This window comes from Clostridium thailandense (assembly GCF_019207025.1).
GTDB lineage: Bacteria > Bacillota > Clostridia > Clostridiales > Clostridiaceae > Clostridium_AM > Clostridium_AM thailandense.
The window spans coordinates 1-18,436 of the sequence record NZ_JAEEGC010000096.1 but is presented as its reverse complement, the minus strand read 5'-3'; the positions used below and the strand labels follow the sequence as shown (position 1 = coordinate 18,436).

Annotated in this window: 17 protein-coding genes and 3 pseudogenes; 3 read left to right on the top strand and 17 right to left on the bottom strand. The window is 32.3% G+C overall.

Annotated elements, in window-relative coordinates:
• Positions 1 to 249: 249 nt before the first annotated feature.
• Together I6U48_RS17665 and I6U48_RS17660 are read right to left on the bottom strand one after the other, a co-directional pair.
• Positions 250 to 1,356, bottom strand: a complete 1,107-nt coding sequence (locus I6U48_RS17665) for a uroporphyrinogen decarboxylase family protein (RefSeq protein WP_218321790.1) — start codon at positions 1,354 to 1,356, stop codon at positions 250 to 252.
• A gap of 4 nt (positions 1,357 to 1,360) precedes the next feature.
• Positions 1,361 to 1,711 (bottom strand): annotated as a pseudogene (locus tag I6U48_RS17660) (cobalamin B12-binding domain-containing protein); the annotation flags it as partial.
• 570 nt (positions 1,712 to 2,281) lie between these two features.
• Between I6U48_RS17660 and I6U48_RS17655 the strand changes: the two are divergent.
• Positions 2,282 to 3,178, top strand: coding sequence for a LysR family transcriptional regulator (locus I6U48_RS17655; protein ID WP_218321788.1), 897 nt, complete (start codon positions 2,282 to 2,284; stop codon positions 3,176 to 3,178).
• 169 nt (positions 3,179 to 3,347) lie between these two features.
• On the opposite strand, the gene I6U48_RS17650 is transcribed toward I6U48_RS17655, so the two are convergent.
• Together I6U48_RS17650 and I6U48_RS17645 are read right to left on the bottom strand one after the other, a co-directional pair.
• Positions 3,348 to 3,548, bottom strand: coding sequence for a hypothetical protein (locus I6U48_RS17650; RefSeq protein ID WP_218321787.1), 201 nt, complete (start codon positions 3,546 to 3,548; stop codon positions 3,348 to 3,350).
• A 360-nt stretch (positions 3,549 to 3,908) separates the two neighbouring features.
• Positions 3,909 to 5,927, bottom strand: a complete 2,019-nt coding sequence (locus tag I6U48_RS17645) for an oxidoreductase (protein ID WP_218321786.1) — start codon at positions 5,925 to 5,927, stop codon at positions 3,909 to 3,911.
• 181 nt (positions 5,928 to 6,108) lie between these two features.
• Here I6U48_RS17645 and I6U48_RS17640 point away from each other — a divergent pair, with 181 nt between their 5' ends.
• Positions 6,109 to 6,540, top strand: a complete 432-nt coding sequence (locus I6U48_RS17640) for a hypothetical protein (protein WP_218321785.1) — start codon at positions 6,109 to 6,111, stop codon at positions 6,538 to 6,540.
• A 39-nt stretch (positions 6,541 to 6,579) separates the two neighbouring features.
• On the opposite strand, the gene I6U48_RS17635 is transcribed toward I6U48_RS17640, so the two are convergent.
• From I6U48_RS17635 to larC, 7 genes and pseudogenes are all read right to left on the bottom strand, one after another.
• Positions 6,580 to 7,260: a hypothetical protein gene (locus I6U48_RS17635; protein ID WP_218321784.1), complete on the bottom strand. Its 681-nt coding sequence runs from the start codon at positions 7,258 to 7,260 to the stop codon at positions 6,580 to 6,582.
• A gap of 116 nt (positions 7,261 to 7,376) precedes the next feature.
• Positions 7,377 to 8,333, bottom strand: coding sequence for a flavodoxin family protein (locus I6U48_RS17630; protein ID WP_218321783.1), 957 nt, complete (start codon positions 8,331 to 8,333; stop codon positions 7,377 to 7,379).
• A gap of 130 nt (positions 8,334 to 8,463) precedes the next feature.
• Positions 8,464 to 8,772, bottom strand: a pseudogene (locus tag I6U48_RS29790) (flavodoxin family protein); the annotation flags it as partial.
• Positions 8,756 to 8,863 (bottom strand): DAPG hydrolase family protein, encoded by a 108-nt coding sequence (locus I6U48_RS29785; protein WP_246615422.1) that lies wholly within the window; start codon positions 8,861 to 8,863, stop codon positions 8,756 to 8,758. The gene I6U48_RS29785 and the pseudogene I6U48_RS29790, both read right to left, overlap by 17 nt.
• A 426-nt stretch (positions 8,864 to 9,289) precedes the next feature.
• Entirely contained in the window at positions 9,290 to 10,192 is a 903-nt protein-coding gene (locus tag I6U48_RS17620; protein ID WP_218321781.1) for a LysR substrate-binding domain-containing protein, read from the bottom strand.
• 341 nt (positions 10,193 to 10,533) lie between these two features.
• Positions 10,534 to 10,785, bottom strand: coding sequence for a nitroreductase family protein (locus I6U48_RS17615; protein WP_218321791.1), 252 nt, complete (start codon positions 10,783 to 10,785; stop codon positions 10,534 to 10,536).
• Between the two features lie 106 nt (positions 10,786 to 10,891).
• Positions 10,892 to 11,626 (bottom strand): annotated as a pseudogene (gene larC, locus I6U48_RS17610) (nickel pincer cofactor biosynthesis protein LarC); the annotation flags it as partial.
• Between the two features lie 325 nt (positions 11,627 to 11,951).
• Here larC and I6U48_RS17605 point away from each other — a divergent pair.
• Complete coding sequence (locus I6U48_RS17605) at positions 11,952 to 12,635, top strand: nitroreductase family protein (RefSeq protein WP_218321779.1); 684 nt, start codon at positions 11,952 to 11,954, stop codon at positions 12,633 to 12,635.
• Between the two features lie 172 nt (positions 12,636 to 12,807).
• Here I6U48_RS17605 and larB read toward each other — a convergent pair whose 3' ends face one another.
• From larB to I6U48_RS17575, 6 genes are all read right to left on the bottom strand, one after another.
• Positions 12,808 to 13,542 (bottom strand): nickel pincer cofactor biosynthesis protein LarB, encoded by a 735-nt coding sequence (larB, locus tag I6U48_RS17600; RefSeq protein WP_218321778.1) that lies wholly within the window; start codon positions 13,540 to 13,542, stop codon positions 12,808 to 12,810.
• Positions 13,514 to 14,356: an ATP-dependent sacrificial sulfur transferase LarE gene (larE, locus tag I6U48_RS17595; RefSeq protein WP_218321777.1), complete on the bottom strand. Its 843-nt coding sequence runs from the start codon at positions 14,354 to 14,356 to the stop codon at positions 13,514 to 13,516. The genes larB and larE overlap by 29 nt, the downstream gene beginning before the upstream one ends.
• Before the next feature lie 49 nt (positions 14,357 to 14,405).
• The gene (locus I6U48_RS17590) at positions 14,406 to 15,557 is read right to left on the bottom strand and encodes a methyl-accepting chemotaxis protein (protein WP_218321776.1); all 1,152 of its coding nucleotides are present in this window, start codon (positions 15,555 to 15,557) and stop codon (positions 14,406 to 14,408) included.
• A 138-nt stretch (positions 15,558 to 15,695) separates the two neighbouring features.
• Positions 15,696 to 16,544, bottom strand: a complete 849-nt coding sequence (locus I6U48_RS17585; protein WP_218321775.1) for a 3-hydroxybutyryl-CoA dehydrogenase — start codon at positions 16,542 to 16,544, stop codon at positions 15,696 to 15,698.
• Positions 16,545 to 16,764: 220 nt separating this feature from the next.
• The gene (locus tag I6U48_RS17580) at positions 16,765 to 17,769 is read right to left on the bottom strand and encodes an electron transfer flavoprotein subunit alpha/FixB family protein (protein ID WP_218321774.1); all 1,005 of its coding nucleotides are present in this window, start codon (positions 17,767 to 17,769) and stop codon (positions 16,765 to 16,767) included.
• Positions 17,770 to 17,782: 13 nt separating this feature from the next.
• Positions 17,783 to 18,436 (bottom strand): electron transfer flavoprotein subunit beta/FixA family protein (locus I6U48_RS17575; protein ID WP_218321773.1); only part of this gene is annotated, 654 nt, incomplete at its 5' end.

The window sequence follows — 18,436 nt, the reverse complement described above, 5'->3', positions numbered from 1 at the left end:
TAATTCATTTTTTTAGGCTTGTTTTGTGAGTGTAAAACATAGCTTATTCAAATACTCAGAAAGTAGAAATTTCTTTTAAATTAAAGATTTTTCGTAGTGTAGCGGAGAAAAATCCTCCTTTACTGTCCTATGTCAATTGTCCTCTGTCCTCTAAAAAAATATTTAATTTGTGTTAACTGTTATCAATAAATATTTTTTATAAGTTAATTTTCGGCCGTGGATGTCTATATTAAAGCTTATTTAATATTTCTACTTTCCGGCAGCAGCAGCAATAATTGCTTCTACATTTTCCATTTTTGCATTTGGAGGCATCATACATCCACTAGAAAGGATAAGTCCTGAACCAATATCCTTAATGAGTCTTGTACAGTAATCATATATTTCATCTGGGTCTGAAAGAACAAGCTTTGATGATGGAACATCACCTTTAATACACAAGCGACCTCCAAGCTTTTCTTTTATTTTATAAATATCTGTTGTTCCGTCAGTTTCAAATACACATTTTCCCTTAGGAAAAACTTTAAAGTAGTCAAGATCACGTTCCCAGTTTGAATCACAATGAATATCGCATACAGAACCTTCTTCTATAATTGCATCTGCTGTTTCCTTTATGTATTTCCATACAAAACGTTCCCATAACTTAGGAGAATAAAATTCACTAGCTCCACGTGCAGGAGAAAGAAATACAACTTCAGGCCTTAGTTCTCTAATTTCCTTTCTTAAATCTTCAATAGATTGCTTCAAAATGACGTCTAATACAGCTTCAACTTTATCTGGTATTTTGTACAAATCTCTCATGTACTTAGCCATTGAACGTCCGCCACCTAAAAATTCATTAACAGTTTGACATACCATAGGACTATATACCACATATCCTGCATCTTCAACATTCTTTTTTGCCTGAGGGATGTAAGCCATTTCTTCCTGAGCTTTAGCAAAATCAATATTCAATCTGTTTTCTATGTAGTCCAATTTAAACTCATTCCAGCCTTTATTCAGTATTGTGTCATAGTCCTCAGCTTTCATCAGTTCTTTTTCGTCAAGTTGCCAAAGTACATTATCAGCTAATTCACGTCCTGGAAGCTTGATTTTTGACATAAATTGAAAAGGAAATACTCTAGCAGCAGCAAAGGTAGCTGTAGTTCCATCAAAATCTTTAAATTTTTTAAGTGCATCTACAATCACTTTATTAGAATATTCAATACTTTTTGCGAATTCCGATAATTTCACCCCCATCTGTACAGCACAGAAGGAATCTGCCATCATTACAACTGGAGTTCTATCTGGTTTTTCTAAAGCCACAGCCTTTCTAAATCTAGTTAATCGTTCATTATACAATTCTTGTGTTGTCTTCATTTTGTTATACCTCCACAAATTTTTTGCAATAATCCACAGTATTCTGTGCATTCTTAGCTACAATGTCTGCTCTCATATACTTACCAGCAGCGTCATCTACAGGGTCTCCACCTACTAATATCTTTGTATCATTTCTAAGTCCTGCATCCTCTATTGCATGTATACATGCCTTTACGTTGTCAAAGCATGTAGTTAAAAGACAAGATATTCCAACTACTTTAGGCTTGTACTGTTTAATAGCTTCAATGAATTTTCCTGTTGGTACATCAACACCTAAATCTATAACTTCAAAACCATTACTACTCATTACAGTTGTTACAATATTTTTTCCGATGTCATGAATATCATCATATAATACAATATCTTCGTCAAGGTCGGCCATTGATTCAATTAATCTTTTGCTCATAATATATCCTCCTTAAAAACTTAATATTTTATATAATTTTAAATTTTATACCAAATACTTTTTCAATTAATTGTTAATAAAATATATTAATTTTCTAATATGATTTTCACTTTTTATGTCACATAATTACTCCTATTACATCCATAGCAAAACTTTTGAAACCGTTTTTCAAAAGTTTATATTACTATGCAAACATAATTATATTAAAATAATCCATTAAAGTATAATAATTATATCGTATAATACGATGTCTTTTAGTAATAGTTGCCAAATTACGTTAATAAATTATTATAAATCAATAATTCTTAGATTTTCAAAATGCTGAGCTTTAGAATAATTAAAAATTTTTATCGTGCTGAAGTTTAGCAACATATGCCGGAGGGTAACTCTACTTTTAATTTGATATTATCATACAATATAGATTATATAATCAATGTTACTGGAGTTTTTATGTATTAAAATGTTATACTTATTTGAATAGCTTTTGAGAATTATAGCTTAAATGCTAAATAGGCGGTTATGAGTTTGAATATTAATCAAATTAAATACTTTATTACTTTAGTAAAATGTTTAAATTTTAACAAGGCTGCTGATCAGCTTTATATTACTCAACCTGCTTTAAGTCGTCAAATTTCAACAATGGAATTGGAATTAAATATGCAACTTTTTATGAGAACGAATAAAAAAGTTGTACCAACTCCAGCTGCAATGGCATTAGCAGATAGTCTTGAATATATTTATAACGAATACAATACAGCTGTAGCTAAAGCGAAAAATATTGATATGGGACTTACAGGTTACCTTAACATAGGCATATTAGACGGCATGAGACCTCCAAATTCATTAATCAAGACAATTAATCAACTTAATTATTCTCATGAGAACCTACAAATAAATATAATGAGTTACAGTTTTAATGGGCTAACTGAAATGTTATATGATGGAAGACTTGATTTTGCTCTCACACTCTACTTTGATATTGAGAAAAGAACCAACTTGATGTATCATGTTGTTGAAAAATCTTTTGACCATATTGTCGTACCAATCGGTCATAGATTAGCAACACTAAAAAAGGTCTGCTTATTGGATTTAAAAGATGAAACTTTTATTATACCTTCTGCTGAAGATTCACATCTGACTAATACTTTAATTATTGATGCTTGCAAAAAAGAGGGTTTCATACCCAAATTTAGATTTGCTCCAACTGTTCAAACAGTTATGATTTTAGTTGAATCAGGTATAGGTATAACTGTTCTTGACTCAACAAATGTTCTAACAGAAAGTTCTTTAGTAAAATTTTTAAATATAGATGGTCCCCCTATCAGTGATCCAAGCTGCTGCCTTGTATGGCGTCAAGATAACTCTAATCCTAATCTACAGACCTTTAATAACATTTTTATGTCACATAAAAACTGATAACCTAGCAGCCTAATCGGCTGCAAAAATTTTTACCATTTTTCCGCTTTAAATCTTTTAATCAATATATTTTTATCATGTAATTTTTCACATAAGATAATAATTTTGTTTTACAGACAATAAAAATATTTATTATTCCTAAAAAATTATTTCTCATATCACTTTAGCTCTAAAAAAGATTTATTCTATATTCTCCTCTTTTAAGACCTTCCAACCACACTTCTAGACAACCTTGTATCTCATCTCTTGGTATATCTTCATGAATTTCACCAGAAACATCATTTGAAAAAATAACCTGGTTATCACTTTTTCTTGAACACTTGTATGTTTTCTCGTATTGATATTTTTTTAGTTTAGGAATGCCATTCATATTCTTTATCACCTCCAGATAAGTTAAATGAGTTATTTTAAGATAACTAACATTTGCTCTTTATATTTAGAATTGTAATTTTCGTAAGTTTTTATTTTTTACGATTTTATTATAATTCTTTTATTATAATACGTCAATAATATTTCACAAAATTTAGAATTTTAATTCTCTAAAAAATTTTCAGAACATCTAAGTTTCTGTACACTTAAGAATCCTGTAAATTTCTTCATGATTGGATTTTTCCAACTCTTATTTTTTATTTTAAAATAGAAGAAGTTGTCTCATACTATTCTGAGACAACTCAAATTTTACATACTTTTTCTATTTATAGCTTCAAATTAGTTCTGAACTAACTTTTTTCTAGATGATTGACATAGCCGCCATATATCCACTTCTAACTGAGTCTCCTACCTTACCTGGCTTTAAACAATCTCCAATAACATGTACTTCTTTATCCTTACATATATCTTTTAGTTTTTCAACATCTTTAGTATTTGCCTTCATTCCCATTGAATAAATAACGGTGTCTGCTTGAATAAAGGATTCTTGTCCATCTTTTGAAACTAAAACTCCATCCTTCTTAAATTCAAGACACTTAGCACCAAGAAGCTGTTTTATAGATCTTTTATCCATTTCATCTAGCAGCGCATTTCTGTAATATCCAAAGGTCTCAAATGCCATCATTGTATTCATTTCAACAACTGTAACCTCTTTGCCTTTACTTGCAAGATGAAGTCCTACTTCACAGCCAACAAGTCCACCTCCTACTAATACAACCTTCTTACCTATCTTGTCCATTGAGTTATAAGCCTCAAGAGCATTCATAGCTGTATCAATGCCAGGAATTTTAGGAACTAACGGATGTGATCCTACTGCTATTATTACTGCATCTGGATTAATTTCATTAATTAATTTTTCATCTGCTTCTGTATTCATCATAACGTTAATATCTTTATCATTTTCTACTTCTCTAATTAAAAGATTCTTAAAGTTTCTCAAATCAACCTTGTCTTCATCTATATCTGTAAAATTAATAATACCACCTAATCTATTGCTCTTTTCAGCAAGAGTTACCTTATGACCTCTTTCCTTTGCTGTCAATGTTGCCTGAAGCCCACCAGCACCTCCACCAATAACTAATACTTCTCTGCTTTTTTTAGGAACTTGCATACGATCAGGATAGTGACCAAAACCTGAATTAGGATTTATAGCACACCTTCCCATTGATGCTGGAGAATAAATCTTGGCTGCTTCTTCTTTAGATAACTTTTCCCAAAGTGGTATATCTGTTTTATGTTCACAGAATCCAGGATAACATTGAAAACACCTTACACATCTTCTTATCTTATCTGCTTCACCATTTTTAGCCTTATTAGCAAACTCTGGATCTGCAAATCCCTGTCTTCCAAGTTCAATAAAATCTGCTTTTCCTGAAGCTATTATTTCTTCTGCCTGTTCTGGACTATTGATGCCGCCAATTACTGCAATTAATGATTTTTTTACAACTTTCTTTATCTTTGCTGCGTGTTCAACGTTTATCCCATGGACCTTAAAGAAATCTGAAAAAGTGTTAGTTTGATTACCAGCCCATTTTAAACCATTTGATACATGAATTATATCAACCTTACCATCAATTAATTTGCAGAATTCAACTGTGTCATCAATTGTAAGTCCACCTTCAACTCCATCCTCTGCACTTATTCTCAGTTCAATAATCATTTCTTCACCAATGGCTTCACGAACTGCATCAAGAATCATCATTGGAAAACGAGCACGATTTTCCATGCTTCCACCAAATTCATCCCTGCGATGATTTGTCCATGGAGAAAGAAACTGCTGCATATTAAATCCATGACCTCCATGAACCAATACTCCATCAAAGCCACAGGCTTTTGCAAAACGAGATATTTGTGCAAAATCCTCACAAACTTTTTCCATCATAGCAAGACCCATTGCCTTTACTTCAACACCATCTTCTCTTATATAACCATCTGGTCCCCAAGGCTGATAAGGAGGTTTTGCTTCAGATCTTGCACCTTCATGACAAAATTCTAAATATGCAATAGCACCATGCTTCTTAATTCTTGTGGCAAATTCCTTTATAGCTTCAAAATCCTCGCCTTCATATTTAGAAAAATCTACTGGACGCTCTAAAAATAGACATAAGGCTTCTTCTGCGTTAACAGAGATTTCACCAGTTGAAACTGCTGCTGAACCGCCCTTTGCTCTGTTTTCAACCATTCTATAAACGTTTTCCTTTATTTCTGGCAAAAACAAAACAGAATGAGCAAATAAGGTAGGTGCATTTATAATACGATTTTTATAAGTATAATTACGTACCTTAATTGGTGAGAATAAATTTGAAAATTGTTTGTTCATTTTGATTCATCCTTTCATAACATATGATATTAAGAATTTATTAATATTCTTTCTTCATTTATTTTTCAATGATATAATAATAACAAAGCAAAAAATGACCATCAATCATTAACCTTGCTTTATATGTTGCTTAAGCAACACCTGCTCTTCAACTGTTGTTCAAGCAACATATTAGAGTAAATTGTCGGCTAAATTATTATGTATTTATGGAAGGAATTTTTATGAAAATTTAGATGCAGAATTTATAGATTTACCTTGTTCTGATCTTATTAATCACCGCCATCAAATTGAAAAAACTATAGCTTTTTTTCTTTCTCAAAAAAGAGTTTATGTTATATTGTGGAATTCAGATATTAATAGTAATGTCTTTGATGAAATGCTTAAAATTGGCGAAAATAAAATATTTAGTAAGATTGAAAATAATACTGTCATACATGTAAAAAGTCAGGATTATTCCAAACTGTTTCTAGCTAATATGATGGTATCAATAAGATGGTGGTTTGAATTAAAAATTTTTATATCTGCTGAACATCTTTCAGAAATTATGATACAAAATATGACAAAGGGAATTTTCAATACATTTAAAAGTGATTTAATAAGTGATAAAAGCTAATAAACCTTTATATTTACTAGCTTTTTCAGAACAAAAATTTTAAAAACTTGCCACCAATATTTCAGGTTTTTGACTTCCTTTTTTTGAAACTGCCACTAGAATACCTAATAATATAGATAGAAATGCAGATGCAAGTACTCTATACTGTGGCGGCAATAGAAATACTACTGTATGACATGGTATCCACACTAATGTACAGGTTTTTATCCATGAAAAGCTAACGATTGTATACCAGTCAACTCTATCAACAAAGTCCTTAACAGTTAACTTACCACCCTTTTTCTCATACTTTAAATCAATAAACAAATCTCCAAACTTATGATAAATATACATCATAGGCCCAAAGGTTAAATTCATTATTGCACTTCCGAAAAAAGCCTGCGCCAGTTTTGAGCCTGCAAAAGGAAGTTTGCCTGATGTCTGCGCTGCCACAGCACCAGCAGCAAATACTGTAAATACAAGGGTAATCATCATTCCTAAGATTCCCCATACAATAGCCTTAAAAATAAAACCTTTTGGTATAATCCATTCATTCTTTAAGATTCTAACACCAAGTAAATCTCCCATAGTTGCCAATATACAAAATTTAAAGAATCCCCCCATATATGGATGGGCATCTGTTACTCCTATAAATACTACACGTGAATGAGGTATTGCTAAAATTAATATCCATATTAATAATGCAAATCCCCATAAAAAATCTCCCTTTTTGTTTTTCACCTGATTTCATCCTCCTGAACTGTTTATATTAGCAGTTTATAAAAATAGCACTTGCATCAAATAAATGTAAGTGCTATTTTTAGTTCAATCTTATTTTCATATAATACTTTTAATATTTATTCTCTATGAATTTCAATGGCTGGAAAGCTTATATCCTTGTATTTAACAAACTTTTCCTTAACAGTAGCCATATTTTCTGGCGTATAAAAACCCCCTTGTGTATGGATAATTTCTTTTAAATGATGTTCTCTTCCCTCAACAGTAGTACGGTCACGGCATAATCCATTTTCAGCAATAACAAATTTCCATTTTCCATCTTCTGTTTTTTCTAAATCTCCACCTGCTCCACAAACCTGACATTCTATCGGGAAGTGCAATCCATCCCATTGAACTTCGCCTAAAATTAAAGCATTGGAGTGACAGTTAGGGCACCATCCCATATTTTCATCACCTAACCATTTTCTTTCTTTTGCTGGTGTGTTCAATGACTTCATGACATTGCTGCCAATTTCATGAGCACGTTTAATCATATCATCATGCAATAAACAGTGTTTAGCTGCTGCTACACGAGTAGCTAAAAGCATATCCACGATTTTAAAATCATTTGTAAAACAAGTTGCCTGCATACATTCTAATGCCATTGACTGCCATGAACGAGTAGAACCTCCTACTGCAATTAAAGCACCAACTCTATCTCTGTGTTCAATTGCACCAATTGATTCTAAAAATGCAGATTCATAACTTACATTTCTATGCATGAATTTTAAAAATGTTGCAGTAGGCATTAAATCATAGGTAGGCGCTGCAAAAATAACTGCATCCTGATTTAACATGACATCCATAATTGCTTTTTTGTCATCTTTAGTATCTAATGTACAGCCAACATATTTTCCTTGAGACATACCGTGTGAACAAGTTATACATCCTGTACACTCTAAAATATTATAATCTCTAAGATTTATCATTATCACTTCTGAACCTTGTTCTTGACACGCTAAAAGTGCTTCCTTTAATAAAATATCAGAATTTGAATCCTTTCTTCCTGATGTAACACCCATTACTTTAAAAGCCATATTTATATCTCCTTTTCTATTTAATTAAATTTCAACTACTGTGTCAAAGCTTGCATGCACTGCAGTATATACATTACCTATTTAATTTACTTTTTAAATATTCTAGTATTAATTTATTAAGCTATTCCTTTTATCTATCAATTTCAATGGCTGGAAAACTTATATCCTTGTACTTAACAAACTTTTCCTTAACAGTAGCCATATTTTCTGACGTATAAAAACCTCCTTGTGTATGCCTAATTTCTCTTAAATGATATTCTCTGCCTTTAACAGTAGTACGATCGCGGCTTAATCCATTTGCAGCAATAATAAATTTCCACTTTCCATCTTCTGTTTTTTCTAAATCTCCACCTGCTCCACAAACTTGGCATTCAACAGGAAAGTGTAAGCCATCCCACTAAACTTCTCCTAATACTAAAGCATTAGAATGACAATTCGGCAACATATCCTGATCCATTTGGAAGAACACAATATCCTGTTTCAACTTCTCCATATCCATCATTTAGTAAATCATTTATATTTTCTAGCATCAAAGTATTAGCTGGATTCATTTGTCCTTGTTTAAGAATCTTCATTAACTGCGAGTTAGGTGCTGCAATCGATTGGTGAAAATACTTTGCGTAAGGCTTTTGCTCTTCCTCTATAGTTAGCTCTTTTCTTAAATCCTTCATTTAGTTCTCTCCTTTTCGAAAACGATTTACTATTTGTATATATTTTATCAAGGTTTTCACCTGCTGAAAAATACACATTTAGAATTACTGTTATTCTGTTATGTTATAAATGCAAACTAGTTTATGGCATATTTTTTGCATAAAAATAAAGCTTACAACTAAAAATATACTTGTTGTAAGCTTTGTAATTTAAATACTAAATTCCAAACTTAGTTATTTTATATACTGCTTAATTTTACTCTTTTAATACATAATTAAATATCCTAATTAGTATACATTTATTTTCTATAGTTCTACTTCACTTAAAACACTGTTTGTAAAAAGTGGGATGGCAGTGTTCATATTTTCCTTTTTCCAAGCCATAGTGACACTTATAAAATTATCCTCTATTTTAATTCCTTTAAGATTAGGATTATTATATAATCTAATGTTAGAGTCAAGTAAGGCAACTCCCAAACCAGATTCAACACATAAAATCAATGATTCTGCATTTGGAAGAGATTTCACTATTTTAGGACTGAAACCATGCTTTTTACAAAGTCCTATAATTCCATCGAATCCTTTTGGAGATTCATCTCTAGAAATTATAATAAAATTTTCATTTTTAAAATCCTCAAGCATCAAACCACTTTTATTAGCAAGAGGATGAGAAGCTTCCATTACAATATAAGCATTACCTTCATATACAATATCTGAAAGAATGCCAAGAGAATCATCAATTTCAAAGGAAAGAGTAAATATTATATCTAAAGTTCCATTAATTAGCTTTTCTCTTAATACCTTAAAAGAATGCCTCTCAAGCACTAGATTTACACTAGAATATTTTTCTCTAAACTTTCTTATCATTACTGGCAAAAAAGTGCTTGTCTCCATAGCTTCTAAACATCCAATACTAATATTACTATCCTCTTCTAAATTAAGTTTTTTAGATTTTTCTATAGCATTTTCTATAAGTTCTATTATACCACCCATCTCTTTAAGCAGAATCATCCCTGCTGCTGTTAATCGAACATCTCTCTTTGTTCTAAAAAAAAGCTGAACACCTATTTCATTTTCTAACATTGCAATATGCTTACTTAACGCAGGTTGTGAAACATATAAGTTTCTTGCGGCTTCTGTAAAATTTAGATATCTTGCGACTGAAAAAAAGTATTCAATCTGAAGTAAGGTAATTCCTTTATAATTCAATCTAATTTATCCTCCTTTTTTCATCAAAAATCAAATTTCTTAGAGATAAATATAACTGCTTGCCAGACTTTTTTCAATATTAATTTATTGCATCAGTTAACTTATAGAAGAATTCTAACAATTTATGTACCTCCTCAAAAAACACTATCATCTTAATGATAGTGAAAAGCATACATGCAATGCTTTTCAAAATTGATTCTACAACTGCATTACAGCCCAATCTTATGTAAACCAAAAGGGGCTATTTATAAAAATACCCCTTAAAATTCAAGCTAATATATATTTAAATTTACTTACCTGTAGCTACGTAAACCATAGCTTTAACATTTTCTATTGTAGCATTAAGAGGTATACATCATCTGGAAGCAAGAATGAATCCTTCCAACTGCCAGTACAATAATTATAGTTGGAGCTCCATAAAAAGGATCTATATCCGAATTTCCCATAATTTTTACATTCATCCTCGAAAGTCTTTGAATTAATTCTTTATCTTGTACAACTACTATTACTACATGTTGATTTCCCATACCATTTGGTGCAAATATGCCAGCTTCCAGTATCTGATTTAACTGCTCATCTTTATATTTACGGATACTTCTTCTTTAATGTTTCATTCATTCTTCATACCTCCAATATTTATACAAATACTCATTGCTTACTTTATTGATATTTCATATTTATATCGTTTACAATTTAACTTTTACCTAAATAAACCCTTAACACATTAGGTATCTCTAAATCTCTTTCACCTATACCATATCCCGTCTTTTCAATTATAAATTCTTTAGTATCGGAAAATTCATTCACAGAGGAAACTAATATTGCCGCCCCAGTAGGAGTTGTAGTTTCAAAAGGTACTTTCCCCAACCTCACTGGTACTCCTTTCAATATCTCTACTGTGGCAGGTGCTGGAATAGGAATAACTCCGTGAGCACATTTTACAAACCCTCCTCCAAGCTCAATGGAAGAAGCCACAACTTTATCCACTTTAAGATAGTCCAAGCAAATAGCAGCTCCAACTACATCAACAATAGAGTCAACAGCCCCTACCTCATGAAAATGTACTTCATATAACGTTTTTCCATGAATCTTTGCCTCTGCTTCTGCTATTTTCCTAAACATGCTTAAACTGATTTTTTTTACATTGTCATTTAACTCACTGGAACTTATTATGTTCTCAATATTTTTTAGATTTCTATGATCATGGTGATGATGATGATGATCTTCATCATCATGTTTTAGAACAACCTCTATCTTTGTTCCTTCAATTCCTTTTCTGAGTTCTTTTCCAATTTTTATTTCAAACTCATCATCCAAGTTTAATTTTGAGAGCTCTTCTATTAAGTAATTGTTGTCTACCCCAACATCCAGCATAGCTCCTAAATTCATATCTCCACTTATTCCTGCAAAACAATCATAATAAAGTATCCTCATACTAATTCCTCCATTTAATGAATCCTTACTATTTACATGAAATTTTTGTCACTCTTTCTTACCTATAATTAAATTATATGACAGCAACGTTAAATCGTTAAGTTTAAAAGCAGAAATGATTAATTCCGTTTTGGAAACTTTCAAATAGGATATTCCTCTAGAAAATTTTAAAATAGCATTATATCTCTAAATAAATAGTAATTCTTATTTAGAAACTATTGATTCAATTATTAATTCACATGATAAGAACAGTCATTTTTTTTATATAATTTATACATATCCTAATATAATCCACTAAAATTAATTATAAGAAGGAGGCACTATTGTGAAAGATACATTAGAACTTATTAAGGAAAGAAAATCAATAAGAGGACTTTTTGATTCGAAAAAATCCATGGGGAAAGAGGATCTTCATAAGATTTTAGAAGCTTGCAGCTGGGCACCTACGGCACACAACATGCAAAATTTCGAAATAGTAGTAGTTGATGATAAAACACTTTTACAATCCATAGGTAATATAAAATATACAATTTCTAAAACCTATATCAAAGAAAATTATCCACATTTATCATTCTCGGAGGAGGAATTTAGAAAGAGAAAAACGGGACTCTTAAGTACACGATTTACTGCTACACCAAAAGATGATCAAAAGGAAATTACGAATGATTTTATAGGCAAGTTTTTAAAAGCAACTGATGTTTTATTAGTTTTTCTGTATGATCCTAATCGTAGAGCACCAGCTTCAGAAGGAGATTTTTTAGGTATAATGAGTCTAGGTTGTATTATGGAAAATATGTGGCTAATGGCAAATTCTTTAGGTATTGGCGTTCAAATAGTTAGTGCACTAATCGGCGGGCCAGTAGAAAAGGAAGTAAAAAGAATTCTCAACATTCCAGATCACCTTAGAATTGCCTTTTCCTGCCGCTTAGGGTATCCTGTTGTTGGTGAGCCAAAACTTGCTAGGGTAAGACGCGATGTTGTGGATTTTACCCATATAAACAAATATTAAAATACATCTAATTTTTAATTACATAGTAATATTAGTAAGGCAATTTATAATGCAAATGTCATAAAACCATACGAATTGGTGTACAATTATTAAATATATAATTTCTAATGAAAATAAGGCACTGCAATTTAAAATTATTATTTATTCTAGATTACAGTACCTTATAATATTGTTAAAGCTTATTTATCATACTTGCCAAATATCCAGCTCCAAAACCGTTATCTATATTTACAACACTAGAACCACTGGCGCAGCTATTTAGCATTGAAAGTAGTGCCGCAATCCCACCAAAGCTGGCTCCATATCCTACACTTGTCGGCACAGCAATAATCGGTTTATTAACAAGTCCCCCAATAACGCTTGCAAGAGCCCCTTCCATTCCTGCCACTGCAATTACAACTTTAGCACCTCTTATTATTTCCAGCTTACTTAATAATCTATGTATACCTGCAACACCAACATCATTTATTTTTATAACTTTGTTTCCAAAAAGCTCTGCCGTAACTGCTGCTTCTTCTGACACCGGTATATCCGAAGTACCTGCTGTTATAATGGCAATATAAGTTTCTGTAATAGCAATCTCTTTCTTTTTTACTGTAATTGTTCTTGCAAGCTCATTATATTCTGCTTCGCTGCAAATCCTTTTGACAGCTTCGTACATTTCTTTTGTAGCTCTAGTTCCTAAAATATTATTATCTCTTGTATTCATAAATTTAATAATACCTGCAACCTGATTAACTGTCTTTCCTGCACAATATACTACTTCAGGATATCCCACCCTTATTTCTCTATGGTTATCAATTTTCGCATATCCTAGATCCTTATATGGTAAATCCTCAAGTTTGCTAACTGCATCATCAATGGAAATAGTTCCATTCTTAACCTCGTGTAAAAGTTCTCTTAGCATCTTGCTTTACCTCTCCTTCTATATCAGAATTAAATCCTCCTGTTTTGTATCCCTGAACATCCAGTGATACATACTTAAATCCAAACTCTTTAAACTTCAGGGAAATTTCATCTAATAAATCCATAACAATTAATCTCTTAATATCGTTTCTTGGAACTTCTATTCTTGCTAAATCTTTATGGCATCTTACACGAACAACCTTGAATCCATTATCTATCATATATCTTTCTGATTTCTCTATTTTATCAAAATCCTCTTCTCTAAGCTCAGTATTATAAGGGATCCTTGAAAGGAGGCATGCATAAGATGCTTTGTTCCAGGTAGGCAGATCAAGTTCTTTTGACAACTCTCTTATTTCACTTTTTGTCAGTCCATTTTCAAGAAGAGGGCTTCTAATTCCAAGTTCTTTTAATGCCCTTAATCCTGGTCTGTACTCATTTATATCATCAACGTTTGTTCCATCCACTACATATTCAAACCCATTATTTTTTGCAAAGCTTTTTACCATAGAAAATAAGGTTTTTTTACACAGATAGCATCTGTCTTTAGGATTTAACTTAATTTCATCTATTATGGTAGGAACCTCTAAGAATTCATGCCTTATGCCGATTTTTTTCACCAATTCCTTTGCTTCACTAACTTCCCATCTAGGAATATAAGGAGCGACTATTGTGAGCGCAGCTACTTTATCTCCTAACGCTTCCTTTGCTGCCCTAAGTAAAAATGTGCTGTCCACACCTCCTGAAAAAGCTACCACAACGCTCCCTAAATCCTTCATGTAATTAAGCAGACCTATATATTTTTTATTGTCCATTTCCAAATCTCCTATTTATTCTTCTTAATTCCTATTAATTTCTATAAGGTTACAACTCATGTGCAATTTTATTTAATTCTACCGACATAGAAGTTATCCCCTGAATACTAGTTGTAATTTCTTCTGTAATATCAGCCTGTTCCTGACTTGAAGAAAGTGATATGCAACTTTTCATACTTGTCTCATCTACTTTTTCCTTAATTTTATTGGTTAGTTCTTTAATTTTTAGGACTGTACTTTTAGATTGTTCGGATAACTTTTTTATTTCTTTTGCAACAACGCCAAAACCTTTTCCTGCTTCTCCAGCTCTAGCAGCTTCAATTGATGCATTTAATCCAAGCATTTTTATTGCTTCAGCGATTTTTTTTATAAAGGTTGATACTTCATCTATTCCCTCTGTTAGTTCTATTATTTCTTTAATTTCCTTGTTAAGCTCCTGTTGATTCGAATGGATATGAGATGCTGATACAGCTATTCCTCCAATTGCAGAAGCTATTCTTGAAAGACTACTTTCAAGATTTTCTGACATATCACGAAGACTGCTGGCAGTTATCTTAGGTACTGCTACTCCTAATGTAGCAACAACTTCATACGAATCATCTTCATCAAATAACGGATAAGCGGTTACATAAGTAGGAACTCCATATGCTGAACTATCTAGTTCTATCGAAACAGATTGTTTTGATTTTATAACCTTGCTTGCAATCTCCTCCTCATCTAATTCACATCCAATATATAAGCCAGGTACATCAAATTTTTTTGAAGGCTGCCTGTGAGTGACCTTTTCTAAATCTGTTGCTAATATAAAAGCTCCTTCAGGAAATGCTTCAGCCATGATAGGTGCAAAATTATTAAATGATTTTAATACTGGATGTAACTTAGGGAATATAATTGAAAATGCCCCTACAACTTGTCCATCTTCGTTTACAACTGGTTCAGCAATAGCAATCATCTTTGTTCCATAAATATATGCCGGAATACTCTGAATTAATGTTTTATTTTCTTCCATTGCTCTGAATACTATACTATTACTATTTATTTTATCTCCAACCCGAAATACATTCAGGTCAAAAGCTTTTGACGCTTTTCGCCAAGTATATGTATTTCCTTCATTAATTAGATATATACCACCTCCTGGTATTATAGCTGCCTCCAATTCCGCAAAAGCTTTTATATTATCCAACGCACTTAAAGCCAACATGACACCTGCTCCTTTTCAGTATTATATTTGAATTCAGCAAATCTACATAGGCTTAAAATTTAAAAACTCTTCTGTAATAGATCATATATTTTTAAGCACCAGTCTGATTTTATTATTTTTCTATATGTTTTCAAGCAATTATTTTATATAATCAAATAATCCTTTTCCTGTTTTTCTTCCAAGATATCCAGCTCTTACATACTTTCTTAATAGCGCATGAGCTCTATATTTTGTATCTCCTGTTTCTTTATATAGAACATCCATTATAGCTAAACACACGTCTAAACCTATAAGATCACCTAATGCTAAAGGTCCCATTGGATGATTAGCACCAAGCATCATAGCCTTATCTATATCTTCAGCAGAAGCTATTCCTTCTGCAAAAATTCCTACTGCTTCATTTATCATTGGAACTAATATTTTGTTTACAACAAAACCAGGAGCTTCGGAAACTTCAACTGGTTCTTTTCCAATAGCTACTGATAACTCTTTTATAGCATTAAAAGTTTCATCAGAAGTAGCCATTCCCTTTATTATTTCTATAAGCTTCATTACTGGTGCTGGGTTAAAGAAATGCATTCCTATAACTTTGTCTGGTCTATTTGTTGCTGCTGCAACTTCAGTTATTGATAAAGATGATGTGTTAGAAGCAAGAATTGTTTCTGCTTTACATATCTTATCTAAATCACTAAATATCTGTTTCTTTATTTCCATATTTTCAACAGCAGCCTCAACTACTAAATCGCAATCTGCTGCTAAGTTTAAATCTGTTGTTCCTGTTATTCTGCCCTCTATAGCATCAGCATCTTCTTGAGACATTTTGCCTTTAGTTACTAATTTTGAAAGACCTTTTTTTATTCCAGCAATTCCTCTTTCAACGAATTCATCCTTTATATCTCTTAGCACTACTTCATAACCTTTAGCAGCAAAAGCTTGAGCTATTCCTGCTCCCATAGTTCCAGCACCAAGTACACATATCTTTTTCATGTTGAATTCCTCCTCGTATTTCTATCTAATCTTAATTACTTGCGGAATTCCACAAGCATTAACTCGCCTAACTTTTTAGTCGTTAGGCTTTTATAAAATATAAAATTCTCATATAATTTTGTTAACAGCCAGAAAATACTAATCAATTTATTCACCTAGCTGTTAACTATATATCCTATGGCACCCCAGATTGGTGGCACCTAGTATGCTAATCTTTTAATTAACTATTCATTTTTCTAATTTGGTCTACAAACTCAGGAATAACTTTTGTATAGTCTCCTACTATAGCAAGATCTGCAACTTTCATTATAGCTGCATTCTCATCCTTATTTATAGCTATAATATAATCACTATCCTGCATTCCAGCTAAATGCTGTATTGCTCCTGATATTCCACAAGCTATGTAGAGGTTTGGTCTAACAGTCTTACCGGTTTGTCCAACCTGATATGCTTTATCTAACCAACCGTTATCTATAGCCGCTCTTGACCCTGCAACGCTTCCTCCAAGTGTATCAGCAAGTTCCTTCAATAGTTCGAAACCTTCTTTATTCCCTAGGCCTCTTCCACCTGCAACTATTATTTTTGCTTCTCCAATGTCCACGCAATCCTTGCAAGCTTTAACTACATCTAGTGTTTTAGTTCTTATATCTGCTTCTGTTAAATTAGCAGCTACCTTTTGAATTTCTCCAGTTCTTGTACTATCTTTTTCCAACTTACTGAACACACCAGGTCTTACTGTCGACATTTGTGGTCTGTGATCTCCACAAACTATTGTTGCCATTAAGTTTCCACCAAAGGCTGGTCTTGTCATAAGTAAGTTCTTATTTTCTGGATCTATATCAAGAGATGTACAATCTGCTGTAAGCCCTGTAGAAAGTCTTGCCGCTACTCTTGGAGCCAAGTCTCGGCCCATGAAAGTAGCACCAATTAGTATAGACTCTGGTTTTGCCTCATTTACTAAATCACATATAACTTTTGTATATCCATCCGTTGTAAAGTGTTTTAATAATGGGCTGTCAGCATATATTACTTTATCGGATCCATAAGCCACTAATTCTCTCGCTATATTATCTATATCACTTCCAAGTAAAAGAGCTGTTAATTCTACTCCTAACTTGTTTGCTAAATCTCTACCTTTTCCTAATAATTCTAAGGATACCTTTTGAAGTTCTCCGTCTCTTTGTTCAGCAAATACCCATACACCTTTATATTCTGCTATGTTCATTTCAAATTCCTCCTTAAATTAAGTGCTTTTCCTTTAATTTTTTTACTGCATAAAATGCTGCTTCTTTAGCAGGAAAAATTACCATTTCTCCTTGTCCTTTTGCCTCCTTAGTGGATGACTTTTTAACCTTTGTAGGAGATCCACTTAGTCCAAGTAAAGATTTGTCCACATCTATATTATCTGCATTCCAGATTTTAATTTCTTTATTAAAGGTTTCAAATATATTAGCCATATGCATATATCTTGGCTCATTCAATTCTTTTATAGCTGTTAAAAGTACTGGAGTTTTAACACTTATTACTTCATATCCATCTTCCCATGCTCTTTGTACTTTTAAGGAATCACCATCAACATCTATCTTTTCTACATAAGTAACTTGTGGAATTCCTAAATGTTCAGCTATTTCTGGTCCAACTTGAGCTGTATCTCCATCTATAGCTTGTCTTCCTGCAAATATTATGTCATAATCTAATTTCTTTAACGCTCCTGCTAGTGTGTGCGATGTAGCTAGTGTATCCGCTCCACCAAAGGCCCTGTCTGATATAAGTATCGCTTCATCTGCACCCATAGCTATAGCTTCTCTTAAAGCTTTTTCTGCTTGTGGTGGTCCCATACTTATTATGGTAACCTTTCCACCAGTCTTTTTCTTTAATACTAATGCTTCTTC